The sequence below is a fragment of the Comamonas sp. 26 genome, from assembly GCF_002754475.1.
GTDB lineage: Bacteria > Pseudomonadota > Gammaproteobacteria > Burkholderiales > Burkholderiaceae_C > Comamonas.
On sequence record NZ_PEFL01000001.1, the window covers coordinates 2,975,280 to 2,996,258 of the forward strand.

At 59.0% G+C, this 20,979-nt stretch carries 16 protein-coding genes; 3 read left to right on the forward strand and 13 right to left on the reverse strand.

Annotated elements, in window-relative coordinates:
* Positions 1-2 precede the first annotated feature (2 nt).
* Positions 3-1,217: a thiolase family protein gene (locus tag CLU84_RS13880; protein WP_099737659.1), complete on the reverse strand. Its 1,215-nt coding sequence runs from the start codon at positions 1,215-1,217 to the stop codon at positions 3-5.
* Between the two features lie 212 nt (positions 1,218-1,429).
* Between CLU84_RS13880 and CLU84_RS13885 the strand changes: the two genes are divergently transcribed.
* The 3 genes from CLU84_RS13885 to CLU84_RS13895 are packed head-to-tail and all read left to right on the forward strand — an operon-like array spanning position 1,430 to position 5,384.
* On the forward strand, positions 1,430-2,434 hold the full coding sequence (locus CLU84_RS13885) for a YCF48-related protein (protein ID WP_099737660.1): 1,005 nt from the start codon (positions 1,430-1,432) through the stop codon (positions 2,432-2,434).
* Positions 2,431-4,920, forward strand: a complete 2,490-nt coding sequence (locus tag CLU84_RS13890) for an RND family transporter (protein ID WP_099737661.1) — start codon at positions 2,431-2,433, stop codon at positions 4,918-4,920. Before CLU84_RS13885 ends, CLU84_RS13890 begins: the two co-directional genes overlap by 4 nt.
* Entirely contained in the window at positions 4,920-5,384 is a 465-nt protein-coding gene (locus CLU84_RS13895) for a nuclear transport factor 2 family protein (protein WP_099737662.1), read from the forward strand. The genes CLU84_RS13890 and CLU84_RS13895 overlap by 1 nt, the downstream gene beginning before the upstream one ends.
* A 178-nt stretch (positions 5,385-5,562) precedes the next feature.
* Here the strand turns inward: CLU84_RS13895 and CLU84_RS13900 are convergent, their stop codons facing one another.
* The 12 genes from CLU84_RS13900 to CLU84_RS13955 all read right to left on the reverse strand — a co-directional run bounded on the left by CLU84_RS13900 (position 5,563) and on the right by CLU84_RS13955 (position 20,975).
* Complete coding sequence (locus CLU84_RS13900) at positions 5,563-6,543, reverse strand: dienelactone hydrolase family protein (protein WP_233210055.1); 981 nt, start codon at positions 6,541-6,543, stop codon at positions 5,563-5,565.
* Positions 6,544-6,735: 192 nt separating this feature from the next.
* Complete coding sequence (locus CLU84_RS13905; protein ID WP_233210056.1) at positions 6,736-8,250, reverse strand: DUF1302 domain-containing protein; 1,515 nt, start codon at positions 8,248-8,250, stop codon at positions 6,736-6,738.
* Between the two features lie 35 nt (positions 8,251-8,285).
* Entirely contained in the window at positions 8,286-9,665 is a 1,380-nt protein-coding gene (locus CLU84_RS13910; RefSeq protein WP_099737664.1) for a DUF1329 domain-containing protein, read from the reverse strand.
* Between the two features lie 278 nt (positions 9,666-9,943).
* Positions 9,944-11,659, reverse strand: coding sequence for a class I adenylate-forming enzyme family protein (locus CLU84_RS13915; RefSeq protein ID WP_099737665.1), 1,716 nt, complete (start codon positions 11,657-11,659; stop codon positions 9,944-9,946).
* 1 nt (position 11,660) lies between these two features.
* On the reverse strand, positions 11,661-12,788 hold the full coding sequence (locus CLU84_RS13920; protein ID WP_099737666.1) for an acyl-CoA dehydrogenase family protein: 1,128 nt from the start codon (positions 12,786-12,788) through the stop codon (positions 11,661-11,663).
* 125 nt (positions 12,789-12,913) lie between these two features.
* Positions 12,914-14,107 (reverse strand): acyl-CoA dehydrogenase family protein, encoded by a 1,194-nt coding sequence (locus CLU84_RS13925; protein ID WP_099737667.1) that lies wholly within the window; start codon positions 14,105-14,107, stop codon positions 12,914-12,916.
* Positions 14,108-14,116: 9 nt separating this feature from the next.
* Positions 14,117-15,184, reverse strand: a complete 1,068-nt coding sequence (locus CLU84_RS13930) for an MBL fold metallo-hydrolase (RefSeq protein ID WP_099737668.1) — start codon at positions 15,182-15,184, stop codon at positions 14,117-14,119.
* Positions 15,177-16,988, reverse strand: coding sequence for a long-chain-acyl-CoA synthetase (locus CLU84_RS13935; RefSeq protein ID WP_099737669.1), 1,812 nt, complete (start codon positions 16,986-16,988; stop codon positions 15,177-15,179). The genes CLU84_RS13930 and CLU84_RS13935 overlap by 8 nt, the downstream gene beginning before the upstream one ends.
* A gap of 39 nt (positions 16,989-17,027) precedes the next feature.
* Positions 17,028-18,209 carry an acyl-CoA dehydrogenase family protein gene (locus CLU84_RS13940; protein ID WP_099737670.1) on the reverse strand — a complete coding sequence of 394 codons (1,182 nt, stop codon included), beginning with the start codon at positions 18,207-18,209 and terminating at the stop codon, positions 17,028-17,030.
* A 16-nt stretch (positions 18,210-18,225) separates the two neighbouring features.
* Positions 18,226-19,398: a lipid-transfer protein gene (locus tag CLU84_RS13945; protein ID WP_099737671.1), complete on the reverse strand. Its 1,173-nt coding sequence runs from the start codon at positions 19,396-19,398 to the stop codon at positions 18,226-18,228.
* A gap of 32 nt (positions 19,399-19,430) precedes the next feature.
* Positions 19,431-19,847, reverse strand: a complete 417-nt coding sequence (locus CLU84_RS13950; protein WP_099737672.1) for a MaoC family dehydratase — start codon at positions 19,845-19,847, stop codon at positions 19,431-19,433.
* 12 nt (positions 19,848-19,859) lie between these two features.
* Positions 19,860-20,975 carry an acyl-CoA dehydrogenase family protein gene (locus tag CLU84_RS13955; RefSeq protein WP_099737673.1) on the reverse strand — a complete coding sequence of 372 codons (1,116 nt, stop codon included), beginning with the start codon at positions 20,973-20,975 and terminating at the stop codon, positions 19,860-19,862.
* Positions 20,976-20,979 lie beyond the last annotated feature (4 nt).

Consider the following 20,979-nt stretch of genomic DNA (forward strand, 5'->3'; position numbering starts at 1 on the left):
TCTTATGCTCCCCGCAGGATCAAGGCGCCCTGCTCGCTCATCACGCCACCGGTGCCGGACACATAGGCCAGATCGTTGCGACCCAGCTGTCTGTCACCTGCACGGCCCTGAATCTGGTGCACCGCTTCAATCACTTGCGACATGCCGCCCGCTGTGCCCGACTGGCCGAAGCTCAGCTGACCACCGTGGGTGTTCATGGGGAAGTTGCCCTTGAAGGTGAAGTCGTTGTTGCGCAGGAAGCCCATGCCCTTGCCCTTTTCGCAAAAGCCCGCGTCTTCCAGCGACAGCATCACGGTGATGGTGTAGCAGTCATAGATCTGCGCCATGTGCATATCGGAAGGGCGCATTCCAGCCATCTCGAATGCCTTGGCAGATGCCGGGCCGATGGGGGTTTTGAGCATGTCAGCCATATAAGTGGGCGACTTGCTGCTGACATGCTCGCCGCAGCCAACAATGCTGACGGGACGGTGCTTGGTGGTCTTGGCGCGATCTGCACGGGTGACGATCATGGCACCGCCACCTGCGGCGGGCAGCACGATTTCCAGCACGCGCAGGGGCTCGGCCACCATGCGCGAGTTCAGCACGTCATCCACCGTAATGGGCTGGCCGTAGAACATGGCGTTGGGGTTGTGACAGGCGTTGAAGCGCTGGTCCACGCTGATGCGCGCAAGCGCCGCTGCATCGTAGCCATACACCGCGCCATAGCGCTGGGCAATCATGGCGTAGCCGGTGTTCTGAGCCATGTGACCGTAGGGCAGGTCCATCTCGGCTTCAGGCGCACCAAAGCGGGTGCTGTGGCCGCCAAAACGGCTGGACTTCATGACTTCCTTGAAGTGGTCGTCATGCTCAGACAGCGGCGTCATGCGCGATGGCAGCACGCAGACCACGGTGTTGCACAGGCCCAGCTCAATCGCTGCGGCTGCACGCCACACCATGGCTACGGAGCTGGCTCCGCCTAGGTCAACGACCTCGGCAAAGTTCAGTCGCACACCCAGGTATTCACCCGCCATGGCCGGCACAAAAGAGCCGGCTTCATGAAAGTGGGGGCCGCTGGTGATCAAACCATCGACCTCGGACAACTCCATGCCCGCGTCTTCCAGAGCCTGCAGCGTCAGGTCAGCCACCTGCTCCAGATGGAACATGCGTGGTGCTGTCGCGTATTTCTCCGGCTTGTACTGTGCAACGCCTACCAGCGCCGCTTTTCCTTGCAAACCCATATGTCTCCCTTAACAAGAAAGTGTTCACTCATTGTCCAAATGAAGCGGACTGAATCCATCGTCTGTAGAGACTAAAAAACCGGCCCAGTACATACCCCTAATTCTCAGAGCAAACGTCCATTCGGACGATGTTGCCAGAGCCCCAAATCAAGAACCTGCCCTTGTGTTTGCAATACATGCACATGCGTGTAACAAATCAATAAGGAGACAACGTGAAAACAGCCGTCGGTATCGGCGCAGCAGCATTGGTGGCCTTTGCCTCTGCGCTCGCCTTTGCACCTCGCACCCCACCCCCACTGGCCCCCACAACGATTGGCGTTGAGCGCAGCCACTTCAACACCGTCACTCAGGTGGGCGACAGGTTGCTGGCCGCCGGTGCTCTGGGTGGAATCCTCTACTCTGACGACAAAGGCGTGACCTGGACCTCCGCCAAACTCAGCCAGGACCGTCAGGCCCTGCTCGTCAGCATTGCTTTCGCTCCCGACAAGAAAACCGGTTTTGCCGTGGGCCACGAGGGCTGGATGCTTCGCACCAAGGATGCTGGCAGCACCTGGGAAGAGGTCGCCTTCACCAAAGAAAACGGCGAGCCGCTGATGTCGATTGCACGCCTGCCTTCGGGTGACTGGATCAGCGTCGGCGCGTTTGGCCGCGCCATCACCTCCAAGGACAACGGTCAGACCTGGGGCCCGCTGACGCTGCCTGCCGAAGTCGAAGACAAACACATGAACCGCATTGCCAGCACTGAAGATGGCAAGAACTGGCTGATCGTGGGCGAGCGCGGCCTGGTCATCAAGTCAACGGACTCTGGCGAGACATGGCAGATCGAGCCTGAGTTCTACAACGGCTCTTTCTACAACGCCATGTCTACCCGCGAAGGTGGCTGGCTCATCTACGGCATGCGTGGCAACGCATTTGTGCAGACCGCACCGGGCGAGCCGTGGAGCAAGTCCACGATTCAGGCGCCTATCTCCTTTTTCGGCCACGCCCAGGAAAAAGACGGAACCATTGTTCTCGTCGGCCAGGGCAGCATGCTGGGCATGAGCAAGGACGGAGGCAAGACTTTCACGCTGCAGCGCGCCAAGGGCCGCGCGACCCTGACCGACATCGTGCTGACCGGCCCTGACAGTGGCTGGATTTCCAGCGACGCGGGCCTGCAGCCCTTCCCCCCCTCTCAGGCCAAGGCAGCCGCACCCGCTGACCAAGGAGCGAAACAATGACTTTGAGTGAACCCACCAGCCGGCTGGACCGGATGATTGCAGCGACTGCGCGCTGGCTGATTTCGTGGAGCAAATCCATCGTCGCTCTGACGCTGATTGCCACGGTACTGCTGGCCATTTCTGCCACGCGCACTCATCTGGACCCTGGCTTTAACAAGCTGATCCCCATGCGTCATGACTACATGACGGCTTTCCTCAAGCACGCAAGCACCTTCTCTGGCGCCAACCGCATTCTGGTAAGCGTGGAGTGGAAAGGCCAGCAGGGCGACATCTACAACAAGGAATTTCTGGATGCGCTGCGCGGCGTGACGGACGAGGTGTTCTTCACCCCTGGCGTCAACCGCGGTCAGGTGTATTCGCTGTACACACCGAACGTGAAGTACATCGAGATCACCGAAGTGGGCTATGTGGGCGAGGTGCTGATTCCATCGCGCTTTGAAGCCAACGAGGAGGGTCTTGCCAAGGTCCGCTCCAACGTAGCCAAGTCCGGCCAGATTGGCTCGCTGGTCAGCAACGATCTGAAGTCCGCCATGGTGCGCGCCGACTTGCTGGAAGTGGACCCCAAGACCGGCGAAAAGCTGGACTACCACAAGGTCGCCCAGCGACTGGAAGAGATTCGCAGCAAGTTTGAAAGCAAGGACATCTCCATTCACATCATTGGTTTCTCCAAGGTGCTGGGTGATGTGATGGATGGCCTGAGCACCGTGATGACGTTTTTCGCCATCGCGTTCGTGATCACAACCATCATGCTGCGCATGTATACCAAGTCCACCAACCTCACCGTGGTGGGTCTGGCTGTGGCCTTGCTGCCGGTGATCTGGCTGCTGGGTATCTTGCCGCTGATCGGTTACGGCATCGACCCCATGTCGATTCTGGTGCCCTTTCTGATCTTCTCCATCGGCGTATCGCATGCCGTGCAGATGACGGGGGCCTGGAAGCATGATGTGCGCGCCGGCCTGAGCTCCAAGCTCGCCGCCGAGAACGCGATTCGCAAGCTGGCCATTCCCGGCGCACTGGCGCTGCTGACTAACGCCCTGGGCTTCATGGTCATCATGCTGATCGACATCCCCATCGTGCATGAACTGGGCCTGACCGCCTGCATGGGCGTGCTGCTGATGATCATCACCAACAAGGTATTCCTGCCTGCGGTGCTGGCCAATCTGCGTCTGGAAAAAAAGGCCATGCAAGCGCCCTCTTCGACATCCAACGGCCGCAACCCCATCTGGTGGAAGCTATCGGGTCTGGCCGAATCACGCCCCGCTCTGCTGACGCTGGCGGTGTCGCTGGTGCTGCTGGCTGTGGGCACTTACGAGTCTCGCAATCTGCTGACGGGTGACGTGGGCACCGGTGCCCCAGAGCTGCGTGCCGAATCGCGCTACAACCGCGACAACGACAACATCATCAGCAACTACTCCATTGGTATGGATGTGCTGTCCGTCTTCGTGGAAACCTCCAACCTCGACGAAGGCTGCCTGAACTGGCAGGTGATGAATGCCGTAGAGCGTTTTGACGCCCGCATGCGCCGCGTGGATGGTGTTCAATCGGTCTCTACCGTCTCCGGTCTGGCCAAGATTGCAGCCTCCAGCAACAACGAGGGCAATCCCCGCTGGGCTGCTCTTCAGCGCACAGAAGCGTCTTTGCGCTCCGGCGCCAAAGCACTGTCGCCTGATCTGGGTCTGAACACCGAAGGCTGCAAGGTCATCAACCTGCAAGTCTTCCTGAAGAACCACGAAGGCGCGACACTGACCCATGTGGTCAACGAAGTGCGTGACTTCATCGCTGCAGACAAGACACCTAACGTCAAGTTCCTGCTGGCTGGCGGCAACGCCGGTGTGGCCGTTGCGACCAATGAAGCCGTCGAGCACGCTGAAGTGCAGATGCTGGGCTCCATCTTTGGTGCCATCACGCTGCTGTGCTGGCTGACTTTCCGCAGCTGGCGCGCCGTGCTGTGCATCGTCGTACCGCTGGCCATCGTGTCCATTCTCTGCAACGCCTTGATGGCCATGCTGGGCATTGGCCTGAAGGTGCCTACGCTGCCCGTGGTAGCACTGGGTGTGGGCGTGGGCGTGGACTACGGAATCTACCTGTTCGAGAGCATGCAGCACGAGCTGCGCGAACGCGACATCTCGCTGCGCGAGGCCTTCTATGAGGCCATGCGCCAGCGTGGCAATGCGGCCATCTTCACTGCTCTGACCATGTCGATCGGCGTGGGCACCTGGGCCTTCTCGGCTCTGAAGTTCCAGGCTGACATGGGCATCTTGCTGGCCTTCATGTTCCTGGTGAACATGCTAGGCGCCATCTTCCTGTTGCCCGCCATGGCCGCCTGGCTGAATGTGGGTCCGGCAGAAGCCAAGGCCCGCGCCAAGCGCATGCAAAAGCAGCCAGGCACCAAGACCACAGCCGGCACCAGCAGCACCGGTGGCATCAGCCATGCAGGCGGCATGCTCAAGCCTGAACCCCAATCGTCCATGAACGGAAAAGTGTGATGAATACTGCAGCAAGCACTCTGGAGCAGGTTCTTCTCGAGCATGCTTTGTCCCAGACTCTGACTCGCTATGCCACGGCATGCGACACACGCAACTGGGACTTGCTGCAGCAGGTTTTCACACCTGACTGCACCACGATTTATGGCGGCGGCTACATCTGCGAAGGTGTGGCCAGGGTACGTCACATGATCAGCACGCACCTCGACGGCTGCGGCCCCACCCAGCACCTGCTGGGCAATCTGGAAGTGGATGCCAGCAACCCGGCCCGCCCGCGCAGCAAAATTCAGGTGCGAGCAGTGCATCAAGGGCTGGGCGAGCGCGCTCATCTGCGCTACGACGCCATTGGCTTTTATGAAGACGAATGGCTGCAGCTGCCGCAAGGCTGGCGCATTCAAAAGCGCAGCATGACCATGCTGCTGGAGATCGGTGATCGCTCAGTGCTCCAGCCTGCACCCAAGCCCTGAAGATTTCCATCAACGATCAAGCCGCGCAGCTCGCTGTGCGGCTTTTTTCATGACTGCCGATTTCCACAATCAGACTATCAAAAGCGTAGCTGCCTGAGCTTACTAAATAAGCGTCTGAGGCTTATTCAACATAAAAAAGGCCAGCTAAAAAGCTGGCCTTTGAAGAGTTCAGAAAACGCTACATCTCAAACCGTGCCTTGAGAAACTGCAGCAGCTGCTTGCTCCCCAGGCTTCGAGCAGACTCATCACGACCAGCGATATAGCCAACCTTGACGCAGTCGCCCAGCGCCTTACCGCTTTGCACGCGAATCTGGTAGCGGGTCTGGCGATCGGGCTGAGCACCGGCAGGAATCAGTGGCTGACCATTCAAGACCGGAAAGTACTTGTCATTGAACTCAATCGTGCAGCCCGCCAGGTAGGGGCGGCTCGTCATCTCGCGCGGCTTGTCACTTTCCCAGTCATGGCCGGCCTTGGCGTAGACCACCGTGCTGACATCCGAGCCGGCCTTGCGCAAAATTGCTTCCTGCTGGGCACAGGCGACAAGGTCGTTCGATGCATCCTCTCCCGCTCTAAAGCTGAGCAGCGGAGAGCCCGTGGTTTTTTGTGACTGCAGCAACGCGTAGCAAGGACCGTAGAAGTCCACATGCATGGCAAAAGGCTGAATAAAAGGTGCCAGCTTGTCGCGAATACGTGCATCCATGCTCATGCGCGCCGCGATTCCGCCTTTAGAAAATCCCATTACCCCAATACGCCAGCCATCAATGGCCGGGTGCTTGTTCAAAGCCTTGAGCGCCGCATAAGCATCGGCCACGGCATCGAACTCGGAGGTCCCCATGATCTTGAGTGCATAAGGCATCTCTTCGCTGATGCCGCGCGGCTTGAAGTTATCAACCAGCAGCGCAGCAATGCCGTTGTCCGCCAGCATCTGCGCAGTTTCGTTCTCACGTCCAGGAATGGCTCCAGCACTACCGGGCAGGACAACCATGGCTGGCACCTGTTTTTTCTCGCTGGCTCCCTTGGGCAAAAACAGCTTGCCCATGCCCATGGTCGCCTCTGCCTTCGCTGGCTGATTGAGCAACACATCAAGGTCGTAAGGGCTGCTGGATTTGAAACGAATTTCACCCTGTGTCTCGCTGCGCAGCTCCGTGGGCGGCATCATAGGAGCGACTCTCGGTAACGGAGGCAAAGCATCGAACATATGCTGAGCCCAAGCCGCAGAACTCGCTAAGCTCAGTGTCACAGCCCCGAGAGGCATGGCAATTGTCTGCGCGAAAGATTTCATTTCCTTGCATCCCTTCAAAAACAAAAGCCCGGAGAGCCGGGCTTTTGTGGGGTTGGCTCGTCGCAGTGCTTAAAACGAGTACTTGGCTGTGACGGACAGCTGATCGCGGTCTGCCAGAGGGCGTGCGCGCAAAGCATCCGCAGATGGATTGCCCAGATAGTTGATGTAGGCAACGCTGATCGCCAGGTTGCTCTTGCGCACAAACGTTGCACCCAGGCTCAGGCGGCTGTCGCTTTGGCCACCACCAAAGGTGCCGACCAGAGCGCGACCACGCAGTTGCGACTGGTAGCTGATAGGAATGTTCAGATCCCAGCCTTCAAAAACACCGGGGTAGCTCAGCGTCAAAGTTGCACCAGCCACCAGCGAATTGCGAGTCTTGAAGTTCAGGTTGTCAGTGCTGCTGCCATCGGCCACGCTCATCACACGCGAACCCGAAACTTCAGCCAGCAAGGACATGTCGTCTGCAATCGCCGTGCGGCCGATATTGAAAATACCGCCCACGTTACCCTGCACTACATCGCCGCGCACAGCCACGCCACTGCCGTTGAGCACAGGTGTACCCTTGCGATAGCTGACTTCGGTATAGCCAGAGAACTTGCCGAAGGTAGAGCTGGCGGTTGCGCCGAACATCTTGATGTCGTCAAAGTAACGCACCTGATAGCCCGTAGGAGTAAAGCCATTCATGTTCACCACCAGAGATGGCGTGCGATCGTTGTAGTTCAGGTAGTAGAGACCGACTTCGGTTTCATCAGTGACGCGGTAGCGACCACCCACACCCCACTGACCAGTGCTGCTGGGGCGAATATCGTTACCACGCTTGAGACCTGCGCAGTTCGCACCCATGTAGACGCCCAGGCAGGATGCGCCTGGACCCAAGGCATTGCTGGTGCTGGTGTACATGCCAGGTGCAGGCAGCAGGGTTTCATGGAAACCGAACTGGTAATGCGCCAGCAGCGACAGCTTGGAGTTCACTTCCAGAGAAGCCGAAATTTGATCTTCGGGCAGCAGGATTTCCTTGACTTCAGCACCAGGAGAGGCCGCCTTGGCCGCATCGCTAGGGCCTTGAGCCGAAGCGATATTGGCAAACAGATTGGATTCGCCCCAGTTCACGACCTGCTTACCCAGTCGAACGGTAGCGCGGCTTTCGCCCAGGTTAAAGCTGGTGTAGGCATAGGTATCCAGCAGGCGTGAGTAACCACCACCGTAACGCTTGGCCGCCGAGTTGAACTCATTGACGGGACCCGGTGTGCTGATGAAACGACTGCTGTTGTCATTGCTGCCGTGATACACATCGTCATAGAAAGTGCTGGCATTCAGCACAAAGCCGCTGTCGCCCTTGGACAGCTTGCTTTCCCAGACAGCGCCCAGACGGTTCGCTGTAAGAGCACCCTTCTTGAAGTTGTTGTTACCGTCGGTATTCAGAACCGGGGACGGATTCTCTAAACGCACACCCAGGCCATAGCTCATGTTCAGACGCCAGTCGAACTTGACGCCATCACCCAGCTCGATGGTCTCCCCCGCATGAACAGCACCCATGCCCAGAGACAGCAGTGCAGCCACTGCAATGGGGGTGAGTTTCTTCATATTTTTTGTCATAGTGAATTGCTCGTTGATAAAACTTAGTTGCCAGCGTTGCGGGCGGCTTCTGGGGTGTACATCGCGGGCGTCAGATCACCCTTATTCAAGATTGGTCCAATGGGACGCTCCTGGAATAAGTTGTAGCCCATGTATCCGCCCGAATTCAGGTCGTGATAGAAGGACGTCCCCGCATGCCAAGCATTCAGATCAGGGGTGTAGTAGTAATTGATCAAGGCGTGCTGCCAGAGCTGACCACGAGCGTCGTAGAAATCAGACATGACGGCTTGACCCGTGTCTTCATCCAAGAACATCACACGCTTTCCGTAGACGTGACGGAAGCCATCTTTGAGAGTGCCTTCCAGCACCCAGACACGACGCAACTCATAGCGCGCATAGTCGGGGTTCGCATGGTTGGTCTTCAGCAAATCCGCATACTTGACGGTGGACTGATGAATCTTGAAATTGTTGGCAGGGATATACATCTCCTTCTTGCCAAGCGACTTCCAGTTGTAGCGTTCAGGGGAGCCGTTGAAAAAGCGGTCCGAGTCAATCGTCATCTTGCCGCCCGTGCCGGTCATGGGCTGATCAAAGCCGTATTCGGGCACCTGACGCACACGACGTGTACCAGGGTCATATGACCAAGCCAGACGCTTGTCTTTGGCGTAATTCACGGGCTCCACGGAATTCGTTACGCCACCCTTCTCACGCTCTGGCAACATGCCTTTGGTCTGGCTATATGCCTGAATACCTTCCACCGGCTTGCCACGATTGGCGGGGTCATTCACACGGTCAAGATTTCGGTTCAGCATTCGACCAAAACTCATCGAACCATCAGACAGCACGTTGGCCATGTCACGGGTGATAGTTTCGGTATAGGCGCGTGTAGGTATCTGGTTATTCCATAGCAGCTCTAAACCAGATTTAGGAATAGGAAAATTGATCGCGCCGAAATTACCCTTGATGCCTAGCCCGTCATCAATGATTTCCGATTCCAGAGCATTCTTTTTGGCGATATCACAGACGTAATCCGGATAACGGAAGTCACGATGGCCTGGGTACACAGGAAGGCGGTAAGTTGCCGGGTACTTCTTGAACATGGCCTTCTGACCATCACTCAGCTTATCCGCGTACTTCTCCATGTTTTCAGCCGTGATGCTGAACAGAGGCTTTTCACCCTCGTAGACATCTACAGGATGCTTACCAGTACCCACCACATGAGTTACGCCAGCAGGTGCGCCCACCCACTTGCCTGTGAATTCAGGAATCGTGCCTTCCTTGTTGCCGGCCTTGATAGCGCCTACGCAAGTCAGGTCCTTCCCAAGGCGGTCAGCCTCGCTCGCAGGTACCTTCGCCCATACCGACGTTGCCACCAACAAACCCACAGCCACTGCGAGCGGAGTCTTTGCTGTCACAAACTTCATCTCTGTCTCCTAGGTTCTAGAATTTTTTTTGACGGGTGCTACAAACGACATACATGTCTCGCCGTGCCCCTTGGTTTTGCCGTTTGCAGGCAGTTGCATACTGCTTGAGCAGGGTCTGAAACCCATCGTCTGAGAAGACTACTGACAGACCCTAGAGACCTAGTCCACATGGTCCATGAAAGTCACCATCCCCAATGAAAAAGCCTGCTGGCGCACTTGGCGGCAGCAGGCTTTTTGAAGGCTTTGGGGAAAGTCCTAGGGCACCCCAGAACCGTGCATTAGCTCATCAGGTGAGCGCATTCCTTGCGGATGGCGGCCTTGAGCATCTTTCCGGCAGGATTACGGGGAAGAGGCTGATCCCGCACAACAATCTGTGTCGGCACCTTGTAGCCCGCCAGGCGCTGCGCCACAAAGTCTCGCAAGGCCTCGGGCGTCACCTGGCTCCAGGGCTTCCCCACCACCACGGCAACCACCTGCTCGCCAGTCACCTCATGGGGCATGGAGAACACTGCGGCCTCTTCCAGCGCTTCGTGCTGAAGCAAACAGGACTCGACCTCAGCCGCCGCTATTTTTTCGCCACTGCGGTTGATCACATCCTTGATACGGTCAACGATAGTCAAGAATCCCGAATCATCCAGAACACCGATATCACCCGTGTGGAACCAGCCGCCCCGCATCGCGTTTTCCGTGGCCTCGGTATCGCCGCAGTAGCGCTCCATCAGGGTCACGCCGCGCAGCCAGATTTCTCCGGCAGCACCGACAGGCAAGGCCGTTCCATCCAGATCGGCAATGCGAACCTCAATGATGGGAGACAGCACACCGGAACTGCGAGGATGCGCCTCAAACATGCGGCCAGAGCTGCCTGCGCAGACTCCGTTGGACTCCGTCAAACCAAAGCCAACGCCTGACATACGCCCGCTGAATTTGCCCAGCACATCATCAATCAGTCGGGGATGCAGGCCTGCCCCGCCAAAGCCAACGCCAGAGAGGTTGCCCGAGGTCTCGGGCTGCTCAAAGCCCGGCAAGCTGATGAGCTGCTGCACCATGCTGGGTGCACCATTGAACTGGGTGACCTTTTCCTTGCGGATCAGCTCGGCAGCCTTTTCAGGCTCCCAGCGGTGAACAAAGATCAGGCGGCGGCCGTGGCGCAGGCTGACCAGAAACTGCGCATGCAGACCACTGACGTGGAACAGCGGCACGGCAGACAGCGTAGTGGGCTGCAACTGGCGCGCCATGATAGCGGCAATCGCATCGGGCGATGTAATCGCGGCCAAGGCGCCGATGAAGTCAATATTGAACAAGCCCTGGCATACCGCGCGGTGCGTTGACTCAACACCCTTGGCACGACTGGTTGCACCCGAGGTAAACAGCACCAGCGCGGGCACATCAGAGTCCAGCTGCGGCGCGGCAAAACCATCGTGCCCACCCGCCGTCAGTTCAGCCCAGCTGGCATCGCCACCCTCGCCATCCACCACCACCGTCTTGATGGCCTGACCGGCGATGGCTTCCTTGACGCGCGCATAGCGATCTGTATCGCAGAACAGCATGACAGGCGTGGTGTCTTCCAGGTTGGCCATCAGCTCGCTGCTCAAGCCAAAGCTGTTGAGCGGCACGGGCACAGCGCCCAGCAAAGCCACAGCCGCAAACGCCACCGCCCATTCAGGGCGGTTACGCATGGCAATGGCCACACGCTCACCGGCCTTCAGGCCATGGCGCTTTTGCAGACGGCTGGCCAGCGCATCGGTCGCGGCAAAGAAACGGTCAAACGTCCAGCGGTCATCGCCGTAAACCAGAAATTCAGCCGCGCCATGTACTCGTCCGGCGTTGATGAACTGAGGCAGGTTCTGAAAAGCATTGCGATAGGCCGCCACATTGCGGCCATCAGCCAGCGTGAGCTGCTGCACTTCAAACGGTGCACCAGGCGAAGTCAGCTGAGCACGAACGCCCTTGATCTTGTCGCCAATAGAGGGGGCGGCACTGGTCTCTGTCGTCATCTCAAAATCCTTTCAGCTGAGCAAAGCGGGCACGGTGAAAACCACCATCGCCCAGCAAACGCTGCAAAACACGTGCCCGCTTGAAGAACAGGCCGATATCGAGTTCATCGGTCACGCCGATACCGCCATGCAGCTGAATGGCTTCGTTGCACAGCTTCTCGCACAGATCGGAGGCCCTGGCCTTGGCCATGCTCACGAGCTCTGCCACCTTGGCCTCCTTGCCAGAATCAATGGCTTCATGGGCCCCCAGCACGCAGCTTTCCAGCAACTCCAGCTCCACATACAGGCGCGATGCACGGTGTTGCAGCGCCTGAAAGGAGCCAATCACCACATCAAACTGCACGCGTTCTTTGAGGTAAGCCACGGTGCGCTCAAACACTTCACGCATCAGGCCCAGCGCTTCAGAAGCCAGACAGGCTCGCGCGCGGTCCAGCACTTCATCGAGCGCCTTGGCGGCAGGCATGGCGACCAGCGCCATTTCGGCCGTCAACGCCACCTGGTCAAACTGCACGCGCGCCATGTTACGGCTGTCGATCAGAGACTGACGCTGCACCGTGACACCTGGCGCATCTGCGGGAACCAGCCACAGGCCGGGAGCACCTTCACCCGAAGCCGCCAGCACCACAAAGGCGTTGGCACCCACGCCGTCAATCACAAAATATTTCTCACCGCTCAGACTCCAGCCAGTGCTGCTTTTGACGGCAACAGTGTTCAGCTTGGCTGGCAGGTGCAGACCCGATTGCTCATCGGTGGCCAGCGCAATGCGAGCCTCACCAGCCGCCAGCAAAGGCAGCCACTGGGCCTGCTGCGCGGCAGATCCTGCGCGAATCAGCAATTCAGGCGCAATGATGGCCTGGCTCAGCAAAGGCTGGGCCGACAGGTTGCGGCCAATGGCCTCAAACACGGCGCCCATGCCCAGATAGCCTGCGGCAAGTCCATCGTGCTCCTCGGGCAACACGGCCACGGGCCAGCCCATCTCTACCATCTGCTGCCAAAGCTGGGGATCAAAGCCCTGCTCTACCTTTTCGTCCCGCAGGCGGCGCTGCTGGGCCACGGGAGCTTCTTCAGCCAGAAAGGCGATGGCACTGTCTTTGAGCAGTTCCTGCTCTTGCGACAAAAGCATGGTCATATCGTGTCTCCAATCTCAAATTCTTATCAGCACACTCTGGCCCAAACCAGAGGCAGCAAGCAAGGGCCGCCCCACAGCGATGCTGTCATCTCTCTTGGGAAAAACAGCAAAGCTGCTCAGGGGGATCAAGGAAGTTCCAGCACCCGCTTCGCAATAATGTTCAGCTGTACCTCGGAGCTTCCGCCCGCGATCGTGTAGCTCTTGGAGCGCAGCCAGGCGCGGCACACATCCAGCTCATCGGCACTGAAGTCATCACCTTCCCAGCCCAGCCCGCGCAAGCCCAGCGCCTGCTCCAGCAGCTCGTACTTGGCCACTTCCTGCTCGGTCTGCACCAGCTTCATGATGCTGGAGGGGCCGGAGATATCCTGACGCGCCAGCGCCTTCTCCGTCACGCGGCGATGTGTCAAGCCAAAGGCCTGAGCATCCATCAGCACACTGGCCAGCTTGTCGCGCAGCACAGGATCAATGACCTGCCCCTGCTCATCCACCATATAGGGCAGTGCTGTTTTCACAGCATCGTGCGAAGGTGCACCACCTTCAGTGAACTTGGACATGGCAGCACGCTCGTGCTGCAGCAGTTTCTTGGCCAGAGACCAGCCCTCGCCTTCCTTGCCAACCAGCTGACGCACGGGTACGCGCACATCGTCAAAAAAGACCTGGCAGAAGCTGGACTTGCCACTGATCAGCTCAATGGGCTTGACTGTCACGCCGGGGCTCTTCATGTCAATCAGCACAAAGCTGATGCCTTGCTGCTTCTTGGAGCTGCTGTCGGTACGCACCAGCGCGTACATCCAGTCGCCCTTGTCACCGTCAGACGTCCAGATCTTGCCGCCGTTGACGATATAAGCTTCACCTTGTTCATCCGTCACACGCTTGGCCGATGTCTTGAGGCTGGCCAGATCAGAGCCGGCGTTGGGCTCAGAAAAGCCCTGGCACCAGCGCTGCTGGCCAAGCATCATGGGAACCAGATGCTCCAGCTTTTGCTCATGCGTGCCCTCTTCAACCAGCACCGGACCCAGCATCCATACGCCCAGGTTGTACTGGGGCTGGCGGCAACCCAGTCGCGCCATCTCGGTTTCGAGGATGCGTGCTTCTTTCGGGTTGAGACCACCGCCGCCATACTCCTTGGGCCAGGCGGGTGCAAACCAGCCGCGGTCGCGCATGCGCTCGAACCACAGCTTCTGGTCTGCGTTGATGAATTCCAGCTGAGAGCTGCCCCACACCATTTCCTCCGAAACGATGGGGCGGCGCATGCTGGCCGGGCAGTTTTCTTCCAGCCAGCCGGCGACTTCTTGTTTGAATGTTTCTAGTTCCGTCATGGCAATTCCTTACGTCAACGAAAAATACGCAATCTTGCCTTCTAGGGACTGGCGCGAAAGCTCTCCAGCCAGGTAAAGAAGGTTTAAATGGGCCATGGTTTCCCCTAGTGCCATCAGGCGATCAACGGGGCCGCGCAGCTTGGGAAAGAGAACCGGCACAAGCTCTGCCGCCGACGCACGCCCCACTTGCTGCAGATGCGATTTGAGAAAATCAAACTGCTGCTCGTGGTGCTCCCGGATCTGATCCAGCCGTTCGTGCAGACCGTAGAACACGCCTTGATGTGAAGGCAAAACCAGCGTATCCGCAGGTAAGCTGTGCAAGCGCTGCAGCGACGCCATCCAGTCCTTGAGCGGGTTGCCCTCGGGCTCGATGGGGCTGACCATCACGTTCGAGGTGATGCGCGGCAGTACCTGATCGCCCGCCAGCAAAATGCCATCTTCTTCGCAGTACAGACAGGCATGCTCTGGCGAGTGACCTTCACCCAGCACAATCCGCCACTGGCGTTCCCCCACCTGCAGCACCTCGCCAGTGCGAATGCGCTGGTAGTTGCTAGGCGGCTTGGGCATAAACGGGTCTTTGCGCATGGCGCCGACCATGTGATCCAGCTCCTCATCCGTGACCCCGGCGCGTGCATAGAAGTCGCGGTGCGACTGCGGCAGCGGATCAGGCGGTGGCCCCATCAGCGAGCGCAGCATCATGAATTCGCCATAAGTCATCAGCAGCGGCACGCCAAAACGCTCCTGCAGCCAGTGGGCAGCACCCGCATGGTCGTAATGGCAATGAGTGCAGATCACGCGGGTCAGCGGCTGGCCGGCCAGCTTTTCGGTGAAGATCTTTTCCCACAGCTCAAAGGTGCTGGGAATACCCAGCCCCGTATCCACCACCGCCCAACCTTCGCCATCACGCAGCAGGTAGACATTGATGTGGTCCAGCGACATGGGCATGGGCATGCGCAGCCACAGCAGACCGGGGACGATCTCCACATGGCTTCCATCGGACTTTGGCGGCTCGAAGGGGTAGCGCAGTACGTCAGCGGGCTTGGCCCGGGCGCGTTCTTGCGCAACAGCGTTATCCACGCAGTGCCTCCTCAACCGCAGTTGCGGTCAGCGGCACATAGGTCTGCAGCTTGTCATTGCGCACAAACAGCGGGTCGCTGGTCTGGGCAGCGTCATAACCCTGTTTTTGCAGATCGACCTTGCGCAGCTTGTAGTTGCCAGTCATGTCAGGCGTATCCATCAGGCGCACAAACTGAGGCGCAGCGTAGCGCGGCAGACGGGCAATGGCCATGTCCCAGAAGGCCTTGGGCTCAAACTGTGCATCTTCATGCATCACCAGAGCCGCCATGCCGGCTCGGCCGCCGTGGCCGGGTACCTGCACGCCATAAACGGTGATAGCGTCAAGGCCGTTAAAGTCGCCCAGCGCATCGCTGACTTCCATGGTCGAGACGTTCTCGCTCTTCCAGCGGAAGGTGTCGCCAATGCGGTCCACAAACCAGCAGTAACCGTCTTTATCGCAGCGCAGCAAGTCGCCCGAAGTCCACCACACATCGCCTTCCTGGAAGACATTGCGCAGCAGCTTTTTCTCTGAAGCCTCGACGTTGGTGTAACCCTCAAAGCGGCCCGCCACCACGCCTGGATACTGAATCACCATGCCGATGGCTTCGCCGGGCTCGTCCACACCCGCCAGTTGCAGAAAGCCTTTTTCGTCACGGATGTAATCGCCCTTTTCCTGATCGAAGCGCACCAGGCGCAGATTGGTCTTTTCCCAGTAAGGAACGCGACCACAGGAGCCGATGCGGTTGTCCAGATTGATGGTATTGGTGTTGGACTCAGTGCCGCCCCAGCCTTCAAAGATCTGGAAATCTGCGCCAAAGCGCCCTGTCCACTGCTGCCAGATTTCTGGCGTCAGACCCGTTCCGGCCATCTTGCGCAGAGTGTGATCCTTGTCGTTCTCTGCAGCAGGAACGCTGAGCAGAAAGCGGCAAATCTCGCCCACGTACTGGCAGAAGGTGATGTCATGGGCGCGGATATCGCTCCAGAATTCGCTGCGGCTGAACTTGCGGCGCACCACAATGCGAGCACCTGCCGCCATGGCCGTAGCCGTCAGCGACATGGAGGCTGCGCCGTGGTAAAGCGGCAAGAAGCAGTAAAAACAATCGTTCTTGGTAATCTCCCACAGCACCTGCATGGAGTCACCCGCCATCAGCCAGCGCGCGTGGCTGATAACCGCGGCCTTTGGCAGACCCGTGGTGCCCGAGGTAAAGATGTACTGCGCCGTATCACCCGCCAGAACGCCTTCGCGCCACGCAAGCGGCACGGGGGCTCCATCCTCAGCCATGGCCAGCGCCTGCAGGTCTGCGCCAAACTGCTCAAGCACTCCAGCAGCGGCTGGGCGGCTCTCATCAGGCCAGTGCCAGTAGGTCAGCGTGGTGTTCAGACCATCGGTCTGCGCAAAGCGCTCGGCACATTCTTCACCCACGATTACATGGCTGGCACTGGTGACTTCCAGCGCATGTACCAGAGGCTTGCCTGCCACATGGGTGTTGATGAAGGCCACGACCGCACCCAGTTTGGCAATGCCAAACCAGGCGAAGAAAAAGGCAGGGCGATTTTCAATGGCCATGGCCACCACATCGCCCTTTTTCACGCCCTGCTCATGCAGCACACGTGCCACCTGGTTCGCGCGCTGATTGAACTGTGCGTAGGTGTAGCGCACATCGCCTTCCGTCAGAAAGGTGCGCTCGCCAAAGTCGCGCACGCAATCATCCAGACGATCTGCCATCGTGTAAGGCGTGGCAGCCATGTACTTGGCCGCGATGGGGGCGCGACGATCCAGCTTGAGCTGGGTCTGCTCACGCGACACCAGAGTGGTTTCACTCATCACCTGTCTCCTTGTCTTTGTTATGTGTGAGAGATTCGCTCAGCGCTGAGGGCGGGGCATACCCAGACCGAACTGGGCAATCAGCTCACGCTGAATCTCGTTCGTGCCACCGCCAAAGGTATTGATGGTCGCGGAGCGCAGCTCATACTCCAGCTCGCCCATCAGATAGGCGGCGGCAGAACCACCACGTACCAAAGAGCTGCTGCCCACGATGTCCATCAGGTGGTGCAGCACTTCCACCACGCTTTCGGAGCCATAGACCTTGGTGGCAGATGCCAGGCTCACGTCCATGGCACCGGCTTCCAGACTGGCTGCAATGCGGAAGTTCGTCAGGCGCATCGCTTCGATGCGGGTGTAGCATTCCGCCAGGCTTCGGCGCACCCAGGGCTGGTCGACCGCACGGCGGCCACTTTCGTCCTTGGCCTTGGCCCATTCCAGCACCTTGGTGAAGGGGCCGAACACTTTGTCAGACCAGGCACCCAGACCCAGACGCTCGTGATTGAGCTGAGCGGTAATCAGCTTCCAGCCACCGTTGAGCGAGCCAATCAGGCGGCTTGCAGGCACTTCAACGTTGTCGAAATACGTAGCCGCCGTGAAGTTGCCCACGGTCTGAATCAGCGTGTGCGAGAAGCCCTTGGCCTTGGCATCCACCACCATGATGGAGATGCCTTTGTGGCGCGGCAGATCCTGATCAGTACGTGCCGCCAGCCACACATAGTCAGCCGACTCAATGCCCGAGGTCCACAGCTTTTGGCCGTTGACCACGAAATGGCCGCTTTGCAGATCGCCTTGCAGCTGGGCTTGAGTCTTGAGCACCGCCAGATCGGAGCCTGCGCCGGGCTCGGAGTAACCAATGGCAAAAATGATGTCGCCATTGGCCATGCCGGGCAGGAACTCTTTCTTCTGCGCTTCAGTACCATGCTCCATCAGCGCTGGGCCAACGGTACTGATGGTCACAAAGGGCAGGGGTGCGCCTGCGATGTTGGCTTCTTCAAAGAAGATCAGCTGCTCGGTCGCCGACAGGCCCTGACCGCCATACTCCTTGGGCCAGCCAATGGCCAGCCAGCCGTCGCGCCCCATCTTGCGGATCAGGGCGCGATACTCGTCGCCGCCCTCGGCACCGCGCATGCGGGCCTTGATCTCGGGCGTCATCAGGTTCTGAAAGTAGTCACGGCACTTCAGGCGCAGCGCATGCTGCTCCGGGGTCAAATCAATGAACATGGTTTGGCCCTTTCAATCAAGCGCGGTCGCCCAGAATCAGGCCGCTGGTGGGCACACCGGTACCGGCGGTCACCACCATGTTGTGCACGTCCTTGACCTGGTTGACCGAGGTACCGCGAATCTGACGCACCGCCTCGGCAATGCCGTTCATGCCGTGGATATAAGCCTCGCCCAGCTGACCTCCATGGGTGTTGATGGGCAAAGAGCCGCCACGCGCATGCTCACCAGCGCGAATAAACTCCTTGGCCTCGCCACGCTTGACGAAACCGAACTCTTCGAGCTGGGGCAGCACAAACGGCGAGAAGTGGTCATACAGCACGGCGCTTTGCACGTCCTGAGAGCTCAGGCCGCTCTGCTTCCACAGCTGGCTGGCCACATGGCCCATTTCAGGCAGGCCGGTGATGTCTTCGCGGTAGAACGAAGTCATGGACTGCTGGCCATCAGAGATGCCTTGAGCGGCAGCCTTGATGAACACAGGCTTGGCCTTTAGGTCGCGCGCACGGTCGCTGGAGGTAATGACCATGGCCACCGCACCGTCGGACTCCTGGCAGCAGTCCAGCAAGTGCAGAGGCTCGCAAATCCAGCGGCTGGCCTGATGCTCTTCCAGCGTAATAGGCTTGCCGTAGAAGAAGGCCGCAGGGTTGGTGGCAGCAAAGTCGCGCACGGCAACAGCCACACGGCCAAAGTCTTCGCTCGTGGCGCCAAAGGTATGCATGTAGCGGCGGGCAAACATGCCCACCCAGGCTGCAGGCGTGTGGAAACCATGGGGCATATACCAGCCATAGTTCACGTTATCAAAGAAGGGCGAGCTGCCGAAGCCGTAGCTGCCGGTACCAAAGCGGTACCAGCTGCGCTCGTTCATGGCGCGGTACACCACCACCGTCTTGGCAACGCCAGTAGCCACTGCCATCGCGGCATGCAGCACGGGGCCGCAAGCTGCGCCGCCGCCATGCGGCACTTGCGAGAAGAAGTTCACATTGCGCGCACCCAGCAGACGGGCGATTTCATACTCGGGAACCTTGTCCACGGAATAGGACGAAAAGCCGTCCACTTCCTTGGGGTCGATTCCCGCATCCGCCAGAGCAGCCAGCGTGGCTTCCATCGCCAGGCGCAGCTCGGTACGGCCGGAGTTCTTGGAAAATTCTGTAGCGCCCAGACCCGCAATGGCGGCGCGACCGGAAATATTCATATCGTTCACAGGAATGTCTCCGTTTGTTGTTCTTAAGGCAGGGCGACTTGCACAGTGCCGCTGACATGGGAGCCCATGGAGTTGGTGCCCTTCAAGGTGACTTGGACGCTGCGCGTGGCATCGTTCTTCTCCGTCACGGAGGCCGTGAACTTCATCGTGTCACCAGGGTAATTAGGCGCACCCAGACGAATCTTCAGATCCATCAGACGCGACTCGGGGCCAGCCCAGCTTTCGACAAAACTCTGTACCAGACCATTGGTGGTCAGGATGTTCATGAAGATGTGGGGTGAGCCCAAAGCACGTGCGGCATCGCGGTCGTGGTGACCGGGAAAGTAGTCACGCGTTGCAATGGCGCCGCCTGCAATCAGCGGCACAGTCACGGGCAGACTCAGGGGTTGGAGTTCGTCGCCGACGTTCACCGATTCAAAGCGAGGTGTTTGATTTGCCATGATGTTGTCTCCTTAGCGGTCTTCAGGAAGGTCGTACTTCCAGCCGAGCGTGTCGTTGTCTGCGAGCCACTGGCCCAGGGCTTCCAGGTGCTGATCGGCGCTGCCGAACTCAACAGCCAGCGCGCGGCACCAGAGCAGGTAGCGGTGCATGTGATAGGTCACATCCACACCCATGCCGCCGTGCAGGTGCTGTGCCACGCGGCCAATCTTCAAGCCCAGCTCATTGGACTGAGCGCGCACTGCGTGCGCCTGAGGTGCGCAAGGCAGGTTGGCATCTAGTCGCCAGACCAGCTGGCTCAGGGCGCTGCGCTGGGACTGCAAAAGAATGTAGCCATCTGCCATCTGGCCTTGCACCAGCTGGAAGGTGCCAATGGGGCGGTCAAACTGCTTGCGCTCGGTCACGTATTCCACGGTGCGGCGCAATTGCTCCTGCGTCACGCCTTGCTGCAGGCTGGCCAGGCAGGCAATCGCCTGCTCGCTCACCCACTCCACTGCGCGGCTGCTCAGCACAGCGATCACGGGGGTGGCACTGAACTGAATGTCGGCCACAGCGCAATAGTCCTGGCGCATGCCATCGACACGCAGAACGCCAGCGGCTTGCAGGTTGACCAGTACCATTTTGGTAGCACCTGTCTCAGTTGTGGCGGCCACCAGAGCCAGGTTCGCCTGTGCTGCCAGAGCGACGGCATTGAGCGACCCGTGCAGCTGGTCATCCTTGATCTGCAGCGAGGGGCCACGGCTGGCGACCAGGTTTTCCAGCGACAGCGCAATCAGCGCGCCTTCCAGAACCGATTGCACCGCTGCCGTGACACGGGGGTCATCGCCACCAAACTTGGCCACCGCAGCAGCAGCTACTTGCTGCTGCCACAAAGGAACCTGCGCCAGAAAGCGGCCCTGCTGCTCCAGCACGGCCAGCAGCTCGGTCGTTCCTAGACCCAGGCCACCCGCGGCCTCGGGCACCAGAATGGTGTTCAGGCCAGAGGCAACGCATTGCTGCCACAGGTCCTGCATGAAAGGCTGACCCGAGGCATCGTGCTCGCGCAGCTTGTCGTCGGTGCAATAGTCAGCAAACAGGCTTTGCGCCATGTCTGCAAATGCACGCTGGTCTTCAGTCAGTTGAAAGTCCATGACA

Excerpts from the sequence above, each read along its gene's own strand:
- CLU84_RS13880 (WP_099737659.1), bottom strand. The coding sequence starts at position 1,217 with ATGGGTTTGCAAGGAAAAGCGGCGCTGGTAGGCGTTGCACAGTACAAG.
- CLU84_RS13890 (WP_099737661.1), top strand. The coding sequence starts at position 2,431 with ATGACTTTGAGTGAACCCACCAGCCGGCTGGACCGGATGATTGCAGCG.
- CLU84_RS13895 (WP_099737662.1), top strand. The coding sequence starts at position 4,920 with ATGAATACTGCAGCAAGCACTCTGGAGCAGGTTCTTCTCGAGCATGCT.
- CLU84_RS13900 (WP_233210055.1), bottom strand. The coding sequence starts at position 6,543 with ATGATGCCGCCCACGGAGCTGCGCAGCGAGACACAGGGTGAAATTCGT.
- CLU84_RS13905 (WP_233210056.1), bottom strand. The coding sequence starts at position 8,250 with ATGAAGAAACTCACCCCCATTGCAGTGGCTGCACTGCTGTCTCTGGGC.
- CLU84_RS13910 (WP_099737664.1), bottom strand. The coding sequence starts at position 9,665 with ATGAAGTTTGTGACAGCAAAGACTCCGCTCGCAGTGGCTGTGGGTTTG.
- CLU84_RS13915 (WP_099737665.1), bottom strand. The coding sequence starts at position 11,659 with ATGACGACAGAGACCAGTGCCGCCCCCTCTATTGGCGACAAGATCAAG.
- CLU84_RS13920 (WP_099737666.1), bottom strand. The coding sequence starts at position 12,788 with ATGACCATGCTTTTGTCGCAAGAGCAGGAACTGCTCAAAGACAGTGCC.
- CLU84_RS13925 (WP_099737667.1), bottom strand. The coding sequence starts at position 14,107 with ATGACGGAACTAGAAACATTCAAACAAGAAGTCGCCGGCTGGCTGGAA.
- CLU84_RS13935 (WP_099737669.1), bottom strand. The coding sequence starts at position 16,988 with ATGAGTGAAACCACTCTGGTGTCGCGTGAGCAGACCCAGCTCAAGCTG.
- CLU84_RS13940 (WP_099737670.1), bottom strand. The coding sequence starts at position 18,209 with ATGTTCATTGATTTGACCCCGGAGCAGCATGCGCTGCGCCTGAAGTGC.
- CLU84_RS13945 (WP_099737671.1), bottom strand. The coding sequence starts at position 19,398 with ATGAATATTTCCGGTCGCGCCGCCATTGCGGGTCTGGGCGCTACAGAA.
- CLU84_RS13950 (WP_099737672.1), bottom strand. The coding sequence starts at position 19,847 with ATGGCAAATCAAACACCTCGCTTTGAATCGGTGAACGTCGGCGACGAA.
- CLU84_RS13955 (WP_099737673.1), bottom strand. The coding sequence starts at position 20,975 with ATGGACTTTCAACTGACTGAAGACCAGCGTGCATTTGCAGACATGGCG.